Raw genomic sequence first — 19,682 nt, 5'->3', positions numbered from 1 at the left:
CCGACGGCGGCCATCACGGCCGTGCAACGCCAACGCGCGCTACTCTCGGGGCAGGCCCAACTCCCACGGGAAGTGCGATGAACCAGTACGAGAACGACGACCGCCGCAACGACGACGCTTCTTTCGGTGACCAGGCCGAGCGCTTCTCGCGCAAGCTCAGCGACTCCGCGCAACAGGTCTGGCTGGCCGGCCTTGGCGCACTCGGACGTGCCCAGGCCGAAGGCAGCCGTTTCTTTGATGGCCTGGTGAAGGAAGGCGAGGCCTGGGAGTCGCGCCGCCGTGAACGCAGCGGCGAGCAGGGCCCGGGCTGGCGTGACAACGTGGAATCGTCGCTGGACGAAGCCCGCGAAAAGGCCTCCGGCACCTGGAACAAGGTCGAAAAGGCCTTCGACGACCAGGTGCAGGGCGTCCTCAAGCGCCTGCATGTACCCACCGCCGACGAAGTGACGGCGCTGGAAGCCCGCATCGATGCACTGCATGCGCGCCTGGCCAAGCTGGAGAACCGCGCCGCCTCCGGCGCCGACGCTCCCGCCCCGGGCAGCCATCAGTCACCGGACAGCGTGCCCTGACCGCCATTGTTGCAATGCAATAAATTTTGATTGACAATCGCGAGCAACCCGCCAATCGCTTCGGCTGCCGTTTGTTCCCTCCCCTCACGGCTTCAGGATTGGCGGGTTTTTCGTGTCCGCCGTATGCCGAATCTGCGTGCGCCGTCACGTTTCCTGTCAGGAACCTCCTGACCCAGCGGCGCGATACGACCTTTACACTGTCGTCTTCCGCACTCGTCCCCTCCGCGCACCTCCTGCATGCTCCCCTGGATCCTGGCCCTGCTGTCGGCCCTGTTTAGCTGTTCCTTTGCCGTTGTCTATCTGTGGTGGATCAAGCGGCGGCAGAAGGAGATGCAACTCGGCCTGCAGGCCCTGGCCGGCATGCACTGGCGCGAGTTCTCGGTGCTGGTTCGACGCATGCTGCGCGAGCAGCGCGGCCTGCGTGAACTCAGCGATGCAACGGAGGAATCACGCGAGCCGAGCAGCGACTTCCTGCTCAGCGACGGCCCCAACACCTGGCTGGTGTCGTGCAAGCACGGTCTGGCTTATCGCATTGGTACCGCCGCGGTGAATGAACTGGGCGCGGCTGCCCGCCTGGCCGGTGCCAGGGGCGGCATACTGCTGACCGAAGGCCGGATCGAACGCGATGGCCGTAGCGCCGCTGAGAAGCAGGCGGTTGAAGTGCTGGACGGCCCACGCCTGTGGCCATTGCTGCAGCCCTACCTGCCGGGCGACATCGAAGCGCGCGTGCGCGCAAGCGCCCGGCATGAGGCGCTGCGCCGGATTGCGATTGCCGCACTGGGCTCGGTCACGCTTGGGTTGCTGGTGGGGTTGGGCCTGCTGGGCCTGCACACGGAAGAGGCCAGGCCTGTTGCCGCCGCACCGATGGCAGCAGCGCCTGCGGTCGCACCCGCAACCGAGCCGGCCCCGGCTGCGGCAGCGCCGGCCACTGCACCGACCCCCTCGGATACTGACGCGCGCCGCAATCCAAACCCGGATGCGGCCACCCTGGATCGCTACCAGGCCGAGCTGGCCCGTGCGCTGGCCGGCAAGCCCGGTATTGCCAGCGGCGTGTGGCTGACCCGGCAGACCCTGGCGATCAACCGCACCGGTGAACTGGACGCGGTGTGGCCACGGGTCTGCGAGGAAGTGCTGCACTACCCCGCGCTGCGCAACGTGCGCATCCAGCTCAATGCCCGCCCCGGCGTGGATGAGCCGGTGCGCTGGCGACAGTGCGCTACGTATTGATGGGCGAATCCGGCAGATCCACGCCATGCGTGGATGCCACCTGCAGAGTCGAGCCACGCTCGACTCATCGCGCGTCGCGCAACAGCAGCCGAGCGTGGCTCGGCTCTACATCGCGCCTGCTCAGCCCAATGCAGCCAGATGGGCGATGTAGCTGGAACGCGATTCACCCGCCGCTCTTGCCTGCGCATCCAGTCTCGCCAGGATCCGGCGTGGCAGGCTGATGTTGACCCGCTCGATGGTGTCGTCCAGCAGCGCCGGGTCAATGCAGATGTAGGCAAGAATCCAGCGGGTGTCCCTTGATGCCTCGGCGGCGATCTTCTGGGGTGCGGAAGGTGTCGGAATCGAGCGCCCGTCATCCAGGGCCGCGTCGATCCAGGCAAGCGCAGCCTCTTCCGCAGCGCTGAGCGCATCATCAAGCGTGTCGGCCGCCGAGAAGCACCCGGGCAGATCCGGAACGACGACGCCCCACGCGGTACGTTCATCGCCTGCCTCGATCAAGACTGGATAGCGCATGGGACCTCCTACGTCAGCCCTGCGAGCTTCCGCAACGCCAGCACCAGCCCCTTTCCCAGATCCTTCCTTGGATGAGGCACGGTGATGATGTGAGGGCACTGCGGGTGCACGAATACATGATGGGATCCGCGAATCCGCCGACAGGTCCAACCTGCCGCTTCCAATTCCCGGATGAGCTCCCTGCTCTTCATACAGGGACGATACACATCGTACACACGCCCCGACAGAGTTCAAGGCGACAGTACACGCTGAGCGAACCTGCCCCTAGCGCGCGCCCGGCGCAAACCGCGCCACCAGGTCCCAGGCGTCGCCGAGAAACACCTGCCGCACGCGGGTGATCGGCTGTTCACCGCGCCAGGTCAGGCGCTCGATCACCAGGCAGGCGGTGCCGGGCTTCACCTCCAGCAGCTTGGCCGTGGCGCTGTCCGCGCCCCAGGCACTGATGCGGTGCTGGGCCCGGGTCCATGACACGTTCTGCAACAGCCAGCTGCCCGGCGCTGTGGTGTTGAAATCGACCTCCAGCACCTCGGGCACGCCCACCGGACTGATCAAGCGGTGTTCCAGCGCCAGCGGGCGACCATCGGCCAGGTGCAGGCAGCGCATCGCCAGCAGCTTCTGCTGCCCGGCCAGCTCCACTTCACCGGCATTGCCGGCGTCGGCCAGGCGCAGTTCGCGTTGCAGCAGGCGGTAGCCATACTGATGGCCGCGCGAGCCGACCTCCATCGCGATATCGGGGATCTCCAGCGCCACCTGTTCCAGGTGCGGGGGCTGCCGCGCCACGAACGAGCCGGCGCGACGGCGGCGCTCGATCATGCCGCTCTCGGCCAGTGCGGTCAGCACCTTGTTCACCGTCATCCGCGAGCAATCGTACTGCTCCATCAGCTCGTGCTCGTACGGAATACGGAAGCCCGGCGCCCACTCTCCGCTGAGGATGCGGCTTTCCAGATCGCTGCGGATACGCTGGTTGAGCGTGGCGGACTTGCTGGCCTTCACGTAATGGGGTCTCGGTGGCGGGAGGCGATCAGGCCAGCACGCCCTTCAGGGCGGCGGCGAAGGCGCTGGTGATCGCCTCGCGCTGCAGGTGGCGGCCGTCGGCCACGTACTGGCGGCCATGGCGCCAGACCGATCGCAGCGCGCCATTACGTGCGGCGAACACCCAGCTGTCAAGCCATGCGTCGTCCTGTCGCGCCTGCAGCGCGGGATGCGCAGCGTCCAGTTCAACCAGGTCGGCACTGGCACCGACCTGCAGTCCGGCGGTCACGCCCAGCGCCTGCGCACCGCCGTGCAGTGCGCCCTCGAACAGGAAGCGACCGGTGCTGCGGGTGGCATCCGGGGCCAGCACATTGCGCCCGCGCAGGGTCAGGCGCTGGCCGTATTCGAGCAGGCGCAGCTCTTCAGCCGCGTCGATCAACACATTGGAATCGGAACCGACGCCGAAGCGACCGCCTTCGCGAGCGAACGCCTGCATCGGGAACAGGCCATCGCCCAGGTTGGCCTCGGTGATCGGGCACAGGCCGGCCACGGCCTGGCTGACTACGATGGCTGCGCGCTCGTCATCGGTGATGTGGGTGGCATGCACCAGGCACCAGCGCGCATCCACCGGCGCGTGGTTGTACAGCCACTGCACCGGACGCTGGCCGCTCCAGGCCAGGCAGGCCTCGACTTCGCGCACCTGCTCGGCGATATGGATATGCACCGGGCCTTCGGTGAGCGGCAACAATGCACCCAGTTCCTCGCCCGTGACTGCACGCAGGCTGTGCGGAGCGATGCCGAGCACCGCATCGGGCAGCGCGGCCAATGCCGGCTTTGCGGCGTCCAGCAGCTGTGCAAACCCGTCCACATCGTGGATCAAGCGACGCTGCGCGGGATTCGGCGCTGCACCGCCAAAGTCGGCATGGGCATAGAACACCGGCAACAGGGTCAGGCCGATGCCGGCCTGATCGGCCGCCGCCGCAATCCGCGCGCTCATCTCGGCACGGTTGGCATACGGGCGGCCGTCGGCGTCGTGGTGCAGATAGTGGAATTCGCCAACGCGGGTGAAGCCGCTTTCCAGCATTTCCATATAGGCCTGGGCGGCGATGGCCTGCACCGCATCCGGGCGCAGGTGGGCCAGGAAGCGGTACATCAGCTCGCGCCAGCTCCAGAAACTGTCGCCGTCACCGCCGCCGATCTCGGTCAGGCCGGCCATGCCGCGCTGGAACGCGTGGCTGTGCAGGTTGGGCAGGCCCGGCACCAGGATGCCGACCCGGGTATCGCCCGGCTGCGCATCCTGCCCCGTGCGGATGGCCGTGATGCGGCCGTCCTGCACCTGCAGCTGGACATCGCGGGCCCAGCCTCCGGCCAGCAGGGCGTGGGCGGCATGGAATCTGTGGGGGGAACGCGAATCGGACATGGCTGGACAACCCGAAATGGACGCCTATATTGTATAGACATATAAGCACAGCCGCGTTGTGGATGCCATGCACGTCGATACCCTCTGGTCCAACGTCCACCTGATCACCCTCGACGGCGACGGCCTGGGCGTCATCCGCGATGGCGTGCTGGCCTGCGCCGACGGGCGCATCGTCCATGTCGGCACCGCCGGCAGCGATGCCCACCTGCAACCGACCACCCGCATCGACGGCGAAGGCCGCTGGATCTCGCCGGGACTGATCGACTGCCACACCCATCTGGTCTACGCCGGCAACCGCGCCAACGAGTTCGAGCAGCGCCTGCAGGGCGTCAGCTATGCGGAGATCGCCCGTGCCGGCGGCGGCATCGTCTCCACCGTGCGTGCCACCCGCGCCGCGACGCCGGAACAGCTGGCCCGCGAAAGCCGCCCACGCCTGCTGGCGATGCGCGCCGAAGGCGTGACCACGCTCGAGATCAAATCCGGCTACGGCCTGACCCTGCCCGACGAACGCAAGCAGTTGCAGGTGGCGCGTGCACTGGGCGAGGAATGCCGGGTCAACGTGGTGACCACCTTCCTCGGCGCACATGCCATCCCGCCGGGCCGCGAGGCAGAGGAGTACACCGACGAGGTGTGCAACGTGATGATTCCGACCATCGCCGCCGAAGGCCTGGCCGAAGCGGTGGACGTGTTCTGCGAGAACATCGCCTTCTCGCCCGCACAGACGCGGCAGGTGTTCGAGGCGGCACGTGCCCACGGGCTGGCGGTGAAGATCCATGCCGAGCAGCTGAGCAACCAGCATGGCGCCGAACTGGCGGCCGGCTTCGGTGCACTCTCGGCCGACCATATCGAACACCTCGATGACGCCGGCATCGCGGCAATGGCCGCCGCCGGCACGGTCGCCGTGCTGCTACCCGGCGCCTTCTATTTCACCCGCGATACCACCCTGCCGCCGATCGCGGCGCTGCGTGCGGCCGGGGTGCCGCTGGCGCTGGCCACCGACAGCAACCCGGGCACCTCGCCCCTGACCAGCCCGCTGCTGGCGATGAACATGGGCGCCACCCTGTTCCGCCTGACCGTGGACGAGTGCATCGCCGGCTTCACCCGTGAAGCGGCGCGTGCACTGGGCCATGGCGACCGTATCGGCCGACTGGCCGTGGGCATGGACTGCGACCTGGCGATCTGGGACATCGACGCCCCCGCCGACCTGGTCTATCGCATTGGATTCAACCCGCTGCACGCGCGCGTGGTGCGCGGACAGCCCGACCTGCCTGCCTCCTGGAGCAACACATGAGCAACACCCTGGTTCTTCGCCCCGGCCACGTCACTCTCGCCCAGTGGCGGCAGGTCTATCGCGGTTCACCGCTGGCACTGGACCCGGCCGCGCTGCCGGTGGTGCGTGCCAGTGCCGCGGCCGTGGCCGCCATCGTCGCCAAGGGCGCGCCGGTGTATGGCATCAACACCGGCTTCGGCAAGCTGGCCAGTGTGCGCATCGAGCGCGAGGACCTGGCCACCCTGCAGCGGAACATCGTGCTCTCGCATGCGGCAGGCGTCGGCGAACCAATGCCGGCCAGCGTGGTGCGCTTGATGATGGCGCTGAAGCTGGTCAGCCTTGCACAGGGTGCTTCGGGCATCCGCGAGGACACCCTGCGGCTGCTGGAAGCGATGCTGGTCAAGGGCGTGCTGCCGGTGGTGCCCGCACAGGGCTCGGTGGGTGCTTCGGGCGACCTGGCACCGCTCTCGCACCTGGCCAGCGTGATGCTGGGCGTGGGCGAAGCCTTCATCGGCGACGAACGCCTGCCGGCCGTCGATGCTCTGGCACGCGCCGGTCTGCAGCCGATTGAACTGGGCGCGAAGGAAGGCCTGGCGCTGCTCAACGGCACCCAGTTCTCCACCGCCTATGCGTTGGCCGGCCTGTTCGAGATCGAGACCGTGTTCCAGGCGGCGCTGGTGACCGGCGCACTGTCGGTGGAAGCGGCCAAGGGCTCCGATACGCCGTTCGATCCGCGCATCCACGCCATCCGTGGCCAGCGCGGGCAGATCGCCACCGCGGCCACGCTGCGAACGCTGATGCAGGGCTCGGACATCCGCGAATCGCACCGTAACAACGACGTGCGCGTGCAGGACCCGTACTGCCTGCGCTGCCAGCCGCAGGTGATGGGCGCCGCGCTGGACATCCTGCGCCAGGCCGCGACCACGCTGGAAATCGAAGCCAACGGCGTGTCCGACAATCCGCTGGTGTTCACCGATACCGGCGAAGCCCTTTCCGGTGGCAACTTCCACGCCGAGCCGGTCGCCTTTGCCGCCGACATGCTGGCGATGGCGGTGTGCGAGATCGGTTCGATCAGCGAGCGCCGCCTGGCCATGCTGGTCGACCCGGCGCTGTCCGGCCTGCCGGCGTTCCTGATCCCGCGCCCGGGGCTGAATTCCGGCTTCATGATTCCGCAGGTCACCGCCGCCGCGCTGGTCTCGGAAAACAAGCAGCGCGCCTACCCGGCCAGTGTTGATTCGATCCCGACTTCGGCCAACCAGGAAGACCATGTGTCGATGGCCGCGCACGGTGCGCGCCGCCTGATGCAGATGGCCGAGAACGCGGCCAACGTGATCGGCATCGAGCTGCTGGCCGCCGCGCAGGGCTGCGACTTCCACGCCCCGCTGCGCTCCAGCGCCGCGCTGGAAAGCGTGCGCGCCACCCTGCGTGCGCAGGTGCCGACGCTGGAAGAGGATCGCTACTTCCACCCGGACATGGTGACCGCCACCAACCTGGTGCGCAGCGGCGCGCTGGCGCAGGGCCTGAGCGATCTGTTGCCGACCGTGGAACCGCAGGCATGAATGCCCATCCCGAATGGCTGACCGTGCACGAGGGCGACGCCCCCCTCATCGTCAGCTTCCCGCATACCGGCAGCGAGCTGCCGCATGACCTGATCGGCCACTACCACTCGCCGTGGTTGGCACGCCGCGATGCCGACTGGTGGGTGCACGAGTTGTACGACTTCGTGCGCGGCATGGGCGCGACCACGGTGCGCTCGGCGATCTCGCGCTCGGTGATCGACCTCAACCGCGATCCCAGCGGTGTCTCGCTGTACCCGGGCCAGAACACCACCGGGCTGTGCCCGCTGACCACCTTCGACAACCAGCCGCTGTACCACGCCGGGCGCGAACCGGATGACGCGGAAATCGCGCGCCGCCGCGACACGTATTTCCTGCCCTACCACGATGCGCTGGCCGCGCAGATCACCCGCCTGCGGGCACGCCACGGCACCGTGGTGGTGTACGACGCGCACTCGATCCGCTCGCACATTCCACACCTGTTCGACGGCGAACTGCCGCAGTTCAACCTGGGCACCGCCGGCCCCTCCGGTGCGCCGGACACGTCCTGCGACAACGCGCTGAGCGATGTGGTGGAGAACCTGCTGAAGATCAGTGGCATGAGCCAGGTGCGCAACGGCCGCTTCAAGGGCGGCTGGATCACACGCCACTACAGCAACGTCGCCGGCGGCGTGCACAGCCTGCAGATGGAACTGGCCTGCCGCGGCTACATGCACGAGCCGCTGCCCGACCAGGTGGACGAACACAGCTGGCCCACCCCGCTCGACCCCGACCACGCCGCACCGCTGCGCCACACCCTGGCGCAGGTGCTCAACGCCTGCCTTGAATTCGCTACGAACCGGAGCGCCGCATGACCCGCAACGACCCGTCCCGCACCATTGCCGCGCCGACCGGCACCACGCTCAACGCCAAAAGCTGGCTGACCGAAGCGCCGCTGCGCATGCTGATGAACAACCTGCACCCGGACGTGGCCGAACGGCCGCAGGAACTGGTGGTGTACGGCGGCATCGGCCGCGCCGCGCGCGATTGGGAGAGCTTCGATGCGATCGTCGAAACGCTCAAGCGCCTGGACGACGACCAGACCCTGCTGGTGCAGTCGGGCAAGCCGGTGGGCGTGTTCCGCACCCACGCCGACGCACCGCGCGTGCTGATCGCCAATTCCAACCTGGTGCCGCGCTGGGCCAACTGGGACCACTTCAACGAGCTGGATAAGAAGGGCTTGGCCATGTACGGCCAGATGACCGCCGGCAGCTGGATCTACATCGGCGCGCAGGGCATCGTGCAGGGTACCTACGAGACCTTCGTGGAAATGGGCCGCCAGCACTTCGGTGGCGACCTGACCGGCAAGTGGCTGTTCACCGGCGGCCTGGGCGGCATGGGTGGCGCACAACCGCTGGCCGCCGTGATGGCCGGCGCCTCGTGCCTAGCGGTGGAATGCCGCAAGAGCAGCATCGACATGCGCCTGCGCACCGGCTATCTGGATACGTGGACCGACAACCTGGACGAAGCGCTGCGCCTGATCGACGAATCGTGCAAGGCCGGTACACCGAAGTCGGTGGGCCTGTTGGGCAACGTCGCCGATGTGTTGGCCGAACTGCTCAAGCGCGGCGTGAAGCCGGACCTGCTGACCGACCAGACCTCCGCGCACGACCCGGTGAACGGCTACCTGCCGCAGGGCTGGACGGTCGAGCAGTGGGACGACAAGCGCGTATCCGCTCCCAAGGAAGTGGAGAAGGCTGCACGCGCGTCGATGGCCAACCACATCCGCGCCATGCTCGGCTTCCACGCGCTGGGCGTGCCGACCGTGGACTACGGCAACAACCTGCGGCAGATGGCGCTGGAAGAAGGCGTGGAGAACGCGTTCGACTTCCCCGGTTTCGTGCCGGCCTATATCCGTCCGCTGTTCTGCCGCGGCATCGGCCCATTCCGCTGGGCGGCATTGAGCGGTGACCCGGAAGACATCGCCAAGACCGATGCCAAGGTGAAGGAACTGATTCCGGACAACCCGCACCTGCATCGCTGGCTGGACATGGCCGCCGAGAAGATCAAGTTCCAGGGCCTGCCGGCGCGCATCTGCTGGGTCGGCCTGGGCGACCGTGATCGCCTCGGCCTGGCCTTCAACGAAATGGTCGCCAATGGTGAACTGAAGGCGCCAGTGGTGATCGGCCGTGACCACCTGGACAGCGGCAGCGTGGCATCGCCGAACCGCGAAACCGAGGCGATGGCCGACGGCTCCGACGCAGTGTCCGACTGGCCGCTGCTGAACGCCCTGCTCAATACCGCCAGCGGCGCGACGTGGGTGTCGCTGCATCACGGCGGCGGCGTCGGCATGGGCTTCTCGCAGCACGCCGGCATGGTGATCGTCTGCGACGGCACCGAAGCCGCCGCCAAGCGCATCGGCCGCGTGCTGTGGAACGACCCGGCCACCGGCGTGATGCGCCACGCCGATGCCGGCTATGACATCGCGATCGACTGCGCGAAGGAAAAGGGATTGGATCTGCCGGGAATCCTGGGCTGATCGCTGGGGTGCCGGCCAGCGGCCGGCACTACCGGGCACGTTCCGCCCTGGCACGTGTGGTAGTGCCGGCCGCTGGCCGGCTCTCCCTGATGCGGGAATCGGTGCCCTTGACCCGCTCTCCCGCCGTGACCAACATGCGCCATCACCGCTGACGGATCACCGCGATGTACCGCACCCTTGCTGCTGCATTGCTCTGCGCCCTGGCCATCGCCCTGCCGGCCTCGGCGCGTGACGTCCCTACCGGCCTTTCTTCCCGGCTCGACGCCCAACTGCAGGCCAACCGCGAGCGCTACGGTATTGCCGGCCAGGCGGTACTGGTCGCGCGCAACGGGAACGTGCTCTACCAAGGCGCCAGCGGTGAACGCGACCCAGCCACGCATGCGCCTGCCACCGTCGATACCATCTTCACCTCGCAGTCGGTGGCCAAGCTGCTGACCAGCACGCTGGTGATGCAGCTGGTGGAACAAGGCAAGGTGGACCTGGATGCACCCGCCAGCCGCTATGTGCCTGACTTGCCGTCGGCATGGCAGGCGATCTCCGTGCGCGATTATCTCAACCACAGTTCCGGCATTGCCGAGTACTACAACCGCGTGGACAACCGCTGGGTCAGCAAGGGCTACAGCGGCGTGGCACCCACCCTTGCCGCCGCTCTGAAGGTGGCGGCTGCTGCACCGATGCAGTTCGCCACCGGCAGCCGCGTGCAGTACACGCAGGCCAACTACCTGGTACTGACAGCGCTGCTGGAAGCGCACTACCGCAAGCCCTACTCCGCCATAGCGCGCGAACGCATCCTGCAGCCGCTGAAGATGACCAGCACTTCATGGGGAGCAGCCAGCGTACCCGCGCAGCGCGCAGCGGTGCCGTACATCGGCAAGGACGGCACATTGCAGCCCGCCAACGAAGATCCGTGGCCGGACTACGGCTGGGGCCATGCCGATCTGCAGACTACCGTGGGCGACATGAACCGCTTCCTGCAGGCGCTGGCGACCGGAAAGCTGGTACGCACGGCGACGCTGGAAAAACTATGGCAGCCGCAGAAGCTGAGCGGTGGCGGCAGCAACTTTTTCTCCACTGGTTGGGACACCACGCACAGCGACGACTACACCCAGGTCGGTCACGATGGTGGCACCCGCGTACGGGTGCGGCTGGCCTACAAGGACACGCTGGCCAGTGGCTACTGGGTGTTCGTGTACCTGACCAATGGCAGCGCGCGCAATGTGTGGTCGAGCACGTTGGTGGAGAGCACGATGGCGGTGGCCGCACCTGTCGAGTTTCCGCATGCGGTGCTGTCGGAGCGACTGATCGCCTATGCACTGGATAATGATGCCGGCGCCGCGCAGGCGATGCGGGCCTGGTTGCGCGACGACACGCGGATTACGGGCAACGAACGGGAGCGTGCGATCAATGCGAGCGGCTATGCCATCCGCGGGAGTCTGGGCGCGCGCAAGGCGCTGAAGGTGTTCACCCTCAATACCGAGCTGTATCCGGATTCGGCCAACACCTGGGACAGCTTGGCCGAGTGCCATGCGGCGCTGGGTGAGAAGGAAACGTCTGATCGGCTGTATGCGAAGGCCAAGGCGATGGCGAAGCCTTCACCGTAAACCGATTGTAGAGTCGAGCTTGCTCGACTGCTTCCCTGCATCGGAGTCGAGCAGGGCTCGACTCTACAAATGCAAAAGAGCAGTCGAGCAAGCTCGACTCTACAAGTACGCGGGCGGCCATACGCCGCCGATGGGTGACGCGGCGCGCGCGACCTGTTAACTTGCGCACCACTTTCGTGGTTTACAGCAGTCCCGCATGTCGCTCTCGTCGTACCGCCCCACTCCGTCGCCACTGTTCCTGGCCGTTTCTCTCGGCCTCGCCGCTACCGCCCACGCCGCCCCGCAGGCCACCACGCTGGATGCGGTGCAGGTCACCGCCGCCGATGCCACCGCCCAGGCACGCGAGGCGTTGAAGCGCGTGCCCGGCGCCAGCAACGTCATCGATGTGGCCAAGGCCGACAGCCGACTGTCCAGCAGCGCCGATGTGCTGGCCTACCAGCCGGGCATCAGCGCACAGTCGCCAGGCAATGAAGGCACCAAGGTCTCCATCCGCGGCTCCGGCATCAACCGCGGCCCGGGCGCGCACGCCTCGGGTATTGCCGTGTCGATCGATGGCCTGCCGTTGACCGGACCGGGCGGCACGCCCTACGAGCTGCTGGAACCGCTGTGGCTGTCGCGCGTGGAAGTGCTGCGCGGGGCCAACGGTTTCGAGCATGGCGCGCTGGCACTCGGCGGTGCCATCGACTACGTCAGCCGCAGCGGCCGTGATTCGGCGGGCGTGCAACTGCATTACGAAGCCGGCAGCCGTGGCTACCAGAAGCGCGGGATCAGCTGGGGGGGTGTCAGTGGCGATGTCGACTACTTCCTGGCCTACACCGATACCGAATTCGACGGTTACCAGTACCATGCCCGTGGCGACGGCAAGGGCGCGATGGCCAACATCGGCTGGCAGATCACGCCCGACCTGCAGACGCGCTTCTTCGTTCGCTACCGCGAAACCAATCACGAAACGCCCGGGCGCCTGACCCGCGACCAGATCCGCAACGACCCGCGTGCGGCGAACCCGGCCAACCTGGCCATTGATGCGCGCCGCCCGCAGCCGGGCAGCACGTGGGTGGGCAATGTCACCACGCTGCAGATCGATGAGGATTCCTCGCTGCAGGCCGGGCTGGTCTATCACAAGTACCCGATGGACTTGAACGAGAGCCTGTACCGCCAGCAGCTGGACTACGCCAACCTCAATGCCACGCTGGACTATCGCCATCGCCACCGGCTGTTCGGCCTGGACAGCGAAACCACCGTAGGCCTGCGCGTCACCCACGACCTGGACGCCGACGTGCGCGAGTCGCTGCGCTTTGCCAACAATGGCTATGCCGCTGGCACGCGCACGCGTGACTTCCGCCACCACGGCACCGACAGCACGCTGCACGTCAGCAACACCCTCACGTTGAACGAGCGCCTGCGCCTGCAGACCGGACTGGCGCTGATCAACACCCGCCGTGATGTGCAGGTGACCTGGCCGAACAGTGGCGGCCGCCTGCGCGACCACGACTGGGACTATGCGCCTCGACTGGGCTTCACCTGGCAGCACAGCGCGCAGACGCAGTGGTTCGGCAACCTCAGCCGTTCGGTGGAAGCACCGCACCCGTGGTCGATGATCTGGGGCTCGAACCAGTACTTCGGGCCAGGCAATGGACCGTCCACCGGCCGCCAGCGCGCGCCGGTGCCGATGCAGAACCAGACCGCCACCACGCTGGAACTGGGCGCACGTGGCGACGCTGTGCTGGGCCGCTGGGAACTGACCGGCTACTACGCACACGTGAACCACGAACTGCTGAGCGTGGAGCTGCAGCCGGTGCCAAACCTGTTCATCGCCGAGAACAACGCCAGCCCGACCGTGCACCGTGGCATCGAGGCCGGCTTGGACAGCACGCTGTGGCAGGCCGCGCCGGGGCGCCTGTCATTGCGCCAGGCGTATACCTTCAGCGATTTCCGGTACCGACACGATGCGCGCTTCGGCAGCAACCGCCTGCCGGGCCTGCCGCGCCACAGCTATCAGGCCGAGCTGCGCTTCGACGACGCCTCCGGCCTGTACGCCGCGCTCAATACCGAGTACGCCTCGCGTATCGCGGTGGACTACGCCAACAGCTACTGGGCCGACAGCCATGTGATCTTCGGCAGCCGCATCGGTTACGACGCACCCAATGGCCGCTGGCAGGCGTGGGCGGAGATGCGCAACATCGGCAACCGCCACTACGCCGCCACGGTCACGCCGGGCTATGACGATGCCGGCAAGGATGTAGCACGCTCTACGCCGGGCGAAGGCCGCGGCATCTATGCGGGTGTGCGCTGGCGCTTTGATTGAGCCACATTCCGGCCGGGCCACTCTCCATAGCAAAGAACAGCAGCAGCCCGGGTCCGCCAGGCCGGCGCCACCGGGTGCCGCGGATCGTGCAGCATGGACGCTTGAGAACCTGATGCAGCATGCTGGCATCCTTGCCGGGCACGCGTAGGCGGTGTTGCGCGGATTCCACCGCAGCCGCTCCTCAGCTGCGGTCTACGATCCGCACGATGCGACCGCCCTCGAAAGCGAACTCGCTGCGCCCCTTCAGTGCCAGTTCCGCGCCTGTGCGGGGGCCGCCGGGAATGTCCTGCGCGAACACGCCACGCCAGCCAATGCTGGCCAGCGCCACGTCATCCTCGAAGGTCAGCCCAAGCAACTGCTGCTCCCGCTCGCGGAACATCTGCGCCGATTGCCGTGCCAGCTCAGCAAAGGCATCGATGCCTTTGGTGACCATGGTCAGCTGGTCGCCGCTATGGTTTTCGAAGCGCACGTTGTGCGCCAGCACTGCCAGCATGGCGTCGATGTCGAAGCGGTTGTAGGCCTGCAGGTAGTGCTCGATCAGGTGGCGGCAATGCGATTCGTCCATGGCGACGTCCAGTCAGGGCCAGCACCGAGTCTCCCGCGACCGTGTGGCCGGATCAAGGCGTCGCCACGGCTTTCAGCAACTGCGCGGCCACCTGGTCGAACGGGGCGATGTCCTGCAGGGCACGGCACATCGCCACCGCGCCTTCCACGCTGGCGATCACCAGGCTGGCCAGCTCACCCGCTGCGGCCGGCGCATGCCCTTCAGCAATGAAGGCGGAGGCCAGATGGCCCTGCCAGCGCGCGAACACCTCCGCGGCGGCTGCGCGGGGCTGGCTGTGCATCGCCTCCACTGGCTCCTCCACCGCAGCGGCCAGCACCGGGCACCCCGCACGGAAGCCGGAGCGCAGCAGCCGCTCGCGCCACATCGCCAGGAACTGCTGCAGGCCCTGCGCCGCGCCGCCCTTCAGCAGCTCCACCAGCAGTGCTTCCACCTTGTCGCCGGCCATGTGAGTGGCACGCGCCAGCAGCTCCTGCTTGCCGCCGGGAAAATGGTGATAAGTGGAACCCAGCGGCGCTTCGGCCAGCTTGGTCACCTCGCGGATGCTGGTGGCATTGAGGCCCACGCGCGCCAGCATCTGTGCCGCGGCATCAATCACGCGTTGAGGCGCATCAGAGGATCGCGGGCTCACGGCAGGCTCCTTGCTAAGACAGTCGTCATAGATTAGCGTACCGGCCGTTCTATAACAGTCGTCATAGCCATGAATCTCTGGTTCCGCCTGCTCCACCTGCTGCTGTGCAGCCTGTTCCGGCCGAAGCTGGACGCCCCGTTCGGGGTCTCGCGGCTGCAGTTCCGGGTGCTGCCCAACGACCTGGACAGCAACCTGCACATGACCAATGGCCGCTACTGGAACATCTTCGACCTGGGCCGGCTGGACCTGATCCTGCGCATGGGCCTGGGCCGGGTGGCACTGCGCGAGAAATGGGCGCCGATCGTCGGCGCCGGCACCATCCAGTTCCGCCGCGAGCTGAAGCCGTTCCAGCGCTTCACCCTGGAAACCCGGCTGGTCGGCTGGGTAGGCTCACGCGGCATCATGGAGCAGCGCGTTCTGATCGGCGCCGAACAGAAGATCGCCACCCGCGCACTGCTGGTCACCGGCATCTACGACCGCCGCGCGCGCCAGTTCCTCGGCATGCCGAAGATGATGGAAGCGATCGGTGTGGTCGCCCCGCCGTCGCCGCCACTGAGTGCGGCCGCCGAGGCGCTGCTGGCGGCCGATGCCGCGTTGAAGCAGGACGACGCCTGAGGCCCCTCACTCCACCTTCGGCATGTTCTTGGTCACGCAATGGATGCCGCCGCCGCCACCGGCAATCGCATCGATGTCCACCTGTTCGATCACGCGGCCCGGATACAGCTCTTCCAGCAGCTCACGGCAGTAGCCGTCGGCGGCGTCATCACCGAACTGCGGCGCGACCACCGCGCCATTGATCGGCAAGTAGTTGATGTAGCCCATCGCCAGATCGTCGTTGTCGCGGGTATGCACGTTGTCGCGCCCGTCCAGCGGCGGCGGCAGCGTATGCACCTGCAGGCGGCGGCCATCGGCATCAGTGGCCCCGCGCAGGATCTGCAGGTGCTCACGGGTCAGCGCGTAATCGTAGGACTCCGGATCGTTGTCGAGGTTGGCGATCACCACACCCGGACGCACGAAGCGCGCGTAGAAGTCCACGTGCGCATCGGTGATGTCTTCACCGGCGATGCCGGGCAGCCAGATGATCTTGCGCAGGCCGAGGTGGTGCTTCAGCTCGGCTTCGATATCCGCGCGCGACCAGCCTGGGTTGCGGTTGCGGTTCACCCAGCAGCTCTCGGTGAGGATGGCGGTGCCATGGCCATCGACTTCGATGCCGCCGCCCTCGCCCACCAGGTCACTTTCCAGCAGCGTTGCGCCGGTCACCTGCGCCAGCCAGGGTGCCACCGCGCCATCGTTGCGCGCGCTCTGCTTGCCACCCCAGCCGTTGAAGTTGAAGTCGACCAGGCCCAGCCCGCCCTGGCCGTTGGTGACGAAGCAGCCGCCGTAGTCGCGCACCCAGATGTCATCCAGCGGCACCTCGAGGAACTCGATGTTGTCGCGGCCGCAGCGATCCTGCGCCTGCTTCAACTGCGCCGGGCGGCACAGCACGCTGACCGGCTGATGGCGGGCGATGGTGCGCGCCAGCCGCGCCACGGCGGTGTTCACCGCATCGGCCTGCGCGCCCCACACGCGCGGCTGCGCAGCAAAGGCCAGGAACACGCGTTCCTGCGGGCCGTGCTCGTCCGGCATGCGCCAGATGCCTGCGCCCGGGCCTGCCGCTGCCACGCGACCCGGCAGGCCGGCCAGACCCAGGGCGGCCAGGCCGCCAAGACCGGCGGCGCCCGCCAGCTGGGTGAGGAAGTGACGTCGGTTGCTCATGACAGGCTCCAGGGCCGGTGTGGGATGGACGCTATGCTGCGCTTGCCGATCTATAAGAACAAACGATAGATTCAGCCATCATCTGAACAGTTCTGCTTATCTGAAATGCTCAAGCACTGGCCACCCCTGAACGCCCTGCGGGGCTTCGAAGCCGCCGCCCGGCTCGGCAGCTTCCATCGCGCGGCCGAGGAACTGCACCTGAGCCAATCGGCCATCAGCCAGCAGATCCGCGGCCTCGAAGACGCCCTGCAGCAGCCGCTGTTCTTCCGCCAGGGTCGCAGCGTCACCCTTACCGATGCCGGCCTCGACCTGCTGGACACCACACAGTCGCTCCTGCGCCAGCTGGCCAGCGGCATCCGCCGGCTCGATCAGTACCGCAAACCCAATCAACTGATCGTCAACACCAGCCCGGCGTTTGCCCGTCATTGGCTGGTGCCGCGCCTGGCCGACTTCCATCGCCTGCATCCCGACGCCGACCTGTGGCTGCTGACCAGCGAGGAAGCACCCGATATGACCACGCAGACGCTGGACGTGGCGGTGCGTGATGACCTCGACTCACAGGCGCAGTGCCAGCATCGGGTGCTGCTGCAGGACCGTCTCTATCCGGCCTGCCATCCGGCCCTGCTCGCCACGCCCGTGCAGCAGCGCCTGACCCTGCATGGCGAGCGCGAGATGGACTGGAGCCAGTGGCAGGTACAGGGCGGCGCGGACGTGCGCCAGCGCCGCGAGGGCATGAATTTCTCCGAGCCCGGGCAGTTGCTGGATGCTGCGTGCCAGGGGCTGGGCATCGCGCTGGTCAGCGAGTTGCTGGCGGCACGGGCATGCGAGCAGGGGCTGTTGCAACCGCTGGATGATGCACGCGTGCGCGGCCCACGCTGGAGCTGGCTGGTGCATGAGGACAGCGCCGCAGATCCGCTGGTGATCAGTTTCTGTGAGTGGTTGCTGGCGAGTCTGCCTGCAACAGCGCGCGCTTGATCGCCGCCTCAGCCAACGGCGACATCACTTCATAGCCCTTCGCGGTCGGATGCACGCCGTCCTCGGCCAACCGTGGGTCCAGACCACCTTCGGCATTGGCCATCGGCGTGTAGTAGTCCAGATACACCAGCTGCTTCGCATCGGCATAGCGCCTCAGGGAAGCGTTCAACGCACGCACCTTGGGCGCTGGAGTGATGCCCGGCATCCACGGATACTCGCTGACCGGCAGCACGGAGGCCAGCACCACGCGGATGCCATGCGCGCGCGCCAGATCCACCATCGCGTGCAGGTTGTCCTCGATCATTGCCTGCGTGGACGGGCCGGTGTTGCCGGCAATGTCATTGGTACCGGCCAGGATCACCAACACCTGCGGGTGCAGTGCCAGCACATCCTGCGGGAAACGCAGCAGCATCTGTGCCGTGGTCTGGCCACTGATGCCACGGTTGAGCCAGCCCCTGCCTGGGAAGAACGAGGCACTGCCCTCCCTGCCCCAACCTTCGGTAATCGAATCACCGAAGAACACCACGCGTGGTTGACCGGGCACTGCCGCAGGCAGCTGTGCGTTGGCGTCGCGATAGCGCTGCAGCTGCGGCCAGTCGGCCAGTTGCTGCTGCATGAAACGCACTTCGTCCGGACGCAGCTGTTCAACAGGCTTGACCAGCAACGGATTGACCGCCGCCTGTTCGGCCGCCTCCAGTGGCGTGCTCAGCGCCATGACAACGGTGATTGCAGCGGCAAGCAGCACGGGTCCACGCATGCGTGGTTCTCCAGATGACCAGACCCGCAGTCTAGCGCTGTGCACAAGGCTCAGCGCGCAGCGGTGCGCGCCGCCACGCCGGTCACCTTCGCCGGCATCCACATGCCCGGCGTCCAGCCGCTGGCGGCCAGGATGGCCTTGGGATTGTCCTGCTGGATCAGCGCTCGCACTGCGTCACGCTTGTCCCTGGCCTGCAGGTAGTAGGCCTTGGCAATCCGGTAACCGACCCAGTAGCCCAGGTCGTAGGGCTCCTGCGAACCGGGCGTGTAGTTGTACAACCACGGCGACAGGTCGGTGCTGTCGAGGTCGAGTGCGAACGCGCTTTCGATATGCACTTCGCGGCCGCGAGTCCACGCGGCATGGCGGCCATTGCCCACGTTGCCGGAAATCAGTTCGGTGATGAACTCGGCGATGCCCTCACCCAGCGACACACGCAGTACCGTCGCATGCGGATCGCCCGGCTCGAAGTCGGTCAGCCCGGTCTGCTGGACGTGCACGTACTCATGCGCGATCACGTGAACGAAGCGGTCCTGCACATTGGGATTCATGAAGTCGGCCGCGCACAGTGCTTCCAGCCCGATGATCACGCCACTTTTCGAGGTCAGCCCGACCGGCCGGCCACGGCCCACCGCGATGGTCACCGGCGGGAACCGGGTCTGCGGGTAGATCGCCTGCAGGTTGGCGAACACGTGCGTCAGGCGCTGCTTCACCACCGGCAGCTCGGCCAGGCAGTTTCGTCCCTGTGCGTACAGCTCGGGCTGGGCGGCCATGGCTTCGGCAATCCGTTCGGGAGTGACCCGCCGCGCCTTGGCCAACTCCGCCAGGCCCACCGAGCCCTCGGCCATGTATCCACGCAGCTGTGCAACGCTGGGCTTGCCGCCGGCAGTGTCGTACAGCGCGTAGAAGCGGGTGACATCCTCGGTGAGGATCTGCGGCGCGGCCGGCTCCGCCGCCATGGCCATGCCAACCGCCCCGGTACAGGCCAGGGCCAACAGGCCGCGCAGGATCATGAACATCGCTCCGTCCTTGGTGGAGTGCATGCGAAGCGCGC

The 19,682-nt window shown here is 67.2% G+C and carries 19 protein-coding genes; 10 read left to right on the top strand and 9 right to left on the bottom strand.

Features of this window, described 5'->3' with window-relative positions:
• Positions 1-77 precede the first annotated feature (77 nt).
• Positions 78-569 (top strand): phasin family protein, encoded by a 492-nt coding sequence (locus N5C18_RS18750; protein WP_049458699.1) that lies wholly within the window; start codon positions 78-80, stop codon positions 567-569.
• Between the two features lie 237 nt (positions 570-806).
• Positions 807-1,796: a restriction endonuclease gene (locus tag N5C18_RS18745; RefSeq protein ID WP_279945400.1), complete on the top strand. Its 990-nt coding sequence runs from the start codon at positions 807-809 to the stop codon at positions 1,794-1,796.
• A gap of 120 nt (positions 1,797-1,916) precedes the next feature.
• Here the strand turns inward: N5C18_RS18745 and N5C18_RS18740 are convergent, their stop codons facing one another.
• From N5C18_RS18740 to N5C18_RS18725, 4 genes are all read right to left on the bottom strand, one after another.
• Positions 1,917-2,309, bottom strand: coding sequence for a type II toxin-antitoxin system HicB family antitoxin (locus tag N5C18_RS18740; RefSeq protein WP_053450183.1), 393 nt, complete (start codon positions 2,307-2,309; stop codon positions 1,917-1,919).
• 8 nt (positions 2,310-2,317) lie between these two features.
• The gene (locus N5C18_RS18735) at positions 2,318-2,500 is read right to left on the bottom strand and encodes a type II toxin-antitoxin system HicA family toxin (RefSeq protein WP_080376020.1); all 183 of its coding nucleotides are present in this window, start codon (positions 2,498-2,500) and stop codon (positions 2,318-2,320) included.
• Between the two features lie 73 nt (positions 2,501-2,573).
• Entirely contained in the window at positions 2,574-3,302 is a 729-nt protein-coding gene (gene hutC, locus N5C18_RS18730) for a histidine utilization repressor (protein ID WP_279945398.1), read from the bottom strand.
• A 28-nt stretch (positions 3,303-3,330) separates the two neighbouring features.
• Positions 3,331-4,701 (bottom strand): formimidoylglutamate deiminase, encoded by a 1,371-nt coding sequence (locus tag N5C18_RS18725; protein ID WP_279945396.1) that lies wholly within the window; start codon positions 4,699-4,701, stop codon positions 3,331-3,333.
• A 67-nt stretch (positions 4,702-4,768) separates the two neighbouring features.
• Between N5C18_RS18725 and hutI the strand changes: the two genes are divergently transcribed.
• From hutI to N5C18_RS18695, 6 genes are all read left to right on the top strand, one after another.
• Positions 4,769-5,992, top strand: coding sequence for an imidazolonepropionase (hutI, locus tag N5C18_RS18720; protein WP_279945394.1), 1,224 nt, complete (start codon positions 4,769-4,771; stop codon positions 5,990-5,992).
• Complete coding sequence (gene hutH, locus N5C18_RS18715) at positions 5,989-7,530, top strand: histidine ammonia-lyase (RefSeq protein WP_279945393.1); 1,542 nt, start codon at positions 5,989-5,991, stop codon at positions 7,528-7,530. The genes hutI and hutH overlap by 4 nt, the downstream gene beginning before the upstream one ends.
• Positions 7,527-8,381: an N-formylglutamate deformylase gene (hutG, locus tag N5C18_RS18710; protein ID WP_053450187.1), complete on the top strand. Its 855-nt coding sequence runs from the start codon at positions 7,527-7,529 to the stop codon at positions 8,379-8,381. Before hutH ends, hutG begins: the two co-directional genes overlap by 4 nt.
• Entirely contained in the window at positions 8,378-10,045 is a 1,668-nt protein-coding gene (gene hutU, locus N5C18_RS18705; protein ID WP_053511555.1) for a urocanate hydratase, read from the top strand. Before hutG ends, hutU begins: the two co-directional genes overlap by 4 nt.
• 164 nt (positions 10,046-10,209) lie before the next feature.
• Positions 10,210-11,646, top strand: coding sequence for a serine hydrolase (locus tag N5C18_RS18700; RefSeq protein WP_279945391.1), 1,437 nt, complete (start codon positions 10,210-10,212; stop codon positions 11,644-11,646).
• Positions 11,647-11,842: 196 nt separating this feature from the next.
• Positions 11,843-13,951 (top strand): TonB-dependent receptor, encoded by a 2,109-nt coding sequence (locus N5C18_RS18695; protein WP_279945389.1) that lies wholly within the window; start codon positions 11,843-11,845, stop codon positions 13,949-13,951.
• A gap of 181 nt (positions 13,952-14,132) precedes the next feature.
• Here N5C18_RS18695 and N5C18_RS18690 read toward each other — a convergent pair whose 3' ends face one another.
• Both N5C18_RS18690 and N5C18_RS18685 read right to left on the bottom strand, forming a co-directional pair.
• Positions 14,133-14,516, bottom strand: coding sequence for a nuclear transport factor 2 family protein (locus tag N5C18_RS18690; RefSeq protein WP_279945388.1), 384 nt, complete (start codon positions 14,514-14,516; stop codon positions 14,133-14,135).
• 52 nt (positions 14,517-14,568) lie between these two features.
• A complete protein-coding gene (locus N5C18_RS18685; RefSeq protein WP_053511301.1) occupies positions 14,569-15,144 on the bottom strand; it encodes a TetR/AcrR family transcriptional regulator in 576 nt (191 codons plus the stop codon).
• A gap of 69 nt (positions 15,145-15,213) precedes the next feature.
• Here N5C18_RS18685 and N5C18_RS18680 point away from each other — a divergent pair, with 69 nt between their 5' ends.
• Positions 15,214-15,759, top strand: a complete 546-nt coding sequence (locus tag N5C18_RS18680; RefSeq protein ID WP_049458716.1) for a thioesterase family protein — start codon at positions 15,214-15,216, stop codon at positions 15,757-15,759.
• 6 nt (positions 15,760-15,765) lie between these two features.
• Here the strand turns inward: N5C18_RS18680 and N5C18_RS18675 are convergent, their stop codons facing one another.
• Positions 15,766-16,899: an agmatine deiminase family protein gene (locus tag N5C18_RS18675; RefSeq protein WP_279945387.1), complete on the bottom strand. Its 1,134-nt coding sequence runs from the start codon at positions 16,897-16,899 to the stop codon at positions 15,766-15,768.
• A gap of 105 nt (positions 16,900-17,004) precedes the next feature.
• Between N5C18_RS18675 and N5C18_RS18670 the strand changes: the two genes are divergently transcribed.
• On the top strand, positions 17,005-17,874 hold the full coding sequence (locus tag N5C18_RS18670) for a LysR family transcriptional regulator (RefSeq protein ID WP_279945386.1): 870 nt from the start codon (positions 17,005-17,007) through the stop codon (positions 17,872-17,874).
• Here the strand turns inward: N5C18_RS18670 and N5C18_RS18665 are convergent.
• Positions 17,822-18,631 carry an SGNH/GDSL hydrolase family protein gene (locus N5C18_RS18665; RefSeq protein WP_279945385.1) on the bottom strand — a complete coding sequence of 270 codons (810 nt, stop codon included), beginning with the start codon at positions 18,629-18,631 and terminating at the stop codon, positions 17,822-17,824. The two genes, N5C18_RS18670 and N5C18_RS18665, sit on opposite strands and share 53 nt — an antisense overlap.
• Before the next feature lie 50 nt (positions 18,632-18,681).
• On the bottom strand, positions 18,682-19,647 hold the full coding sequence (locus tag N5C18_RS18660) for a DUF2268 domain-containing putative Zn-dependent protease (RefSeq protein WP_279945383.1): 966 nt from the start codon (positions 19,645-19,647) through the stop codon (positions 18,682-18,684).
• Positions 19,648-19,682: the final 35 nt, after the last annotated feature.

Source organism: Stenotrophomonas sp. GD03930 (assembly GCF_029839665.1).
Lineage (GTDB): Bacteria > Pseudomonadota > Gammaproteobacteria > Xanthomonadales > Xanthomonadaceae > Stenotrophomonas > Stenotrophomonas forensis.
Note: the sequence above shows the minus strand (reverse complement) of the source record. Positions and strands in the feature narration are given on the sequence as shown.

Coding starts and splice junctions, on each gene's coding strand:
- hutG (WP_053450187.1), top strand. CDS start 7,527: ATGAATGCCCATCCCGAATGGCTGACCGTGCACGAGGGCGACGCCCCC.
- N5C18_RS18735 (WP_080376020.1), bottom strand. CDS start 2,500: ATGAAGAGCAGGGAGCTCATCCGGGAATTGGAAGCGGCAGGTTGGACC.
- N5C18_RS18665 (WP_279945385.1), bottom strand. CDS start 18,631: ATGCGTGGACCCGTGCTGCTTGCCGCTGCAATCACCGTTGTCATGGCG.
- N5C18_RS18740 (WP_053450183.1), bottom strand. CDS start 2,309: ATGCGCTATCCAGTCTTGATCGAGGCAGGCGATGAACGTACCGCGTGG.
- N5C18_RS18700 (WP_279945391.1), top strand. CDS start 10,210: ATGTACCGCACCCTTGCTGCTGCATTGCTCTGCGCCCTGGCCATCGCC.
- N5C18_RS18745 (WP_279945400.1), top strand. CDS start 807: ATGCTCCCCTGGATCCTGGCCCTGCTGTCGGCCCTGTTTAGCTGTTCC.
- N5C18_RS18670 (WP_279945386.1), top strand. CDS start 17,005: ATGCTCAAGCACTGGCCACCCCTGAACGCCCTGCGGGGCTTCGAAGCC.
- N5C18_RS18690 (WP_279945388.1), bottom strand. CDS start 14,516: ATGGACGAATCGCATTGCCGCCACCTGATCGAGCACTACCTGCAGGCC.
- N5C18_RS18695 (WP_279945389.1), top strand. CDS start 11,843: ATGTCGCTCTCGTCGTACCGCCCCACTCCGTCGCCACTGTTCCTGGCC.
- N5C18_RS18660 (WP_279945383.1), bottom strand. CDS start 19,647: ATGTTCATGATCCTGCGCGGCCTGTTGGCCCTGGCCTGTACCGGGGCG.
- hutH (WP_279945393.1), top strand. CDS start 5,989: ATGAGCAACACCCTGGTTCTTCGCCCCGGCCACGTCACTCTCGCCCAG.
- N5C18_RS18680 (WP_049458716.1), top strand. CDS start 15,214: ATGAATCTCTGGTTCCGCCTGCTCCACCTGCTGCTGTGCAGCCTGTTC.
- N5C18_RS18750 (WP_049458699.1), top strand. CDS start 78: ATGAACCAGTACGAGAACGACGACCGCCGCAACGACGACGCTTCTTTC.
- N5C18_RS18675 (WP_279945387.1), bottom strand. CDS start 16,899: ATGAGCAACCGACGTCACTTCCTCACCCAGCTGGCGGGCGCCGCCGGT.
- hutI (WP_279945394.1), top strand. CDS start 4,769: ATGCACGTCGATACCCTCTGGTCCAACGTCCACCTGATCACCCTCGAC.
- N5C18_RS18725 (WP_279945396.1), bottom strand. CDS start 4,701: ATGTCCGATTCGCGTTCCCCCCACAGATTCCATGCCGCCCACGCCCTG.
- hutU (WP_053511555.1), top strand. CDS start 8,378: ATGACCCGCAACGACCCGTCCCGCACCATTGCCGCGCCGACCGGCACC.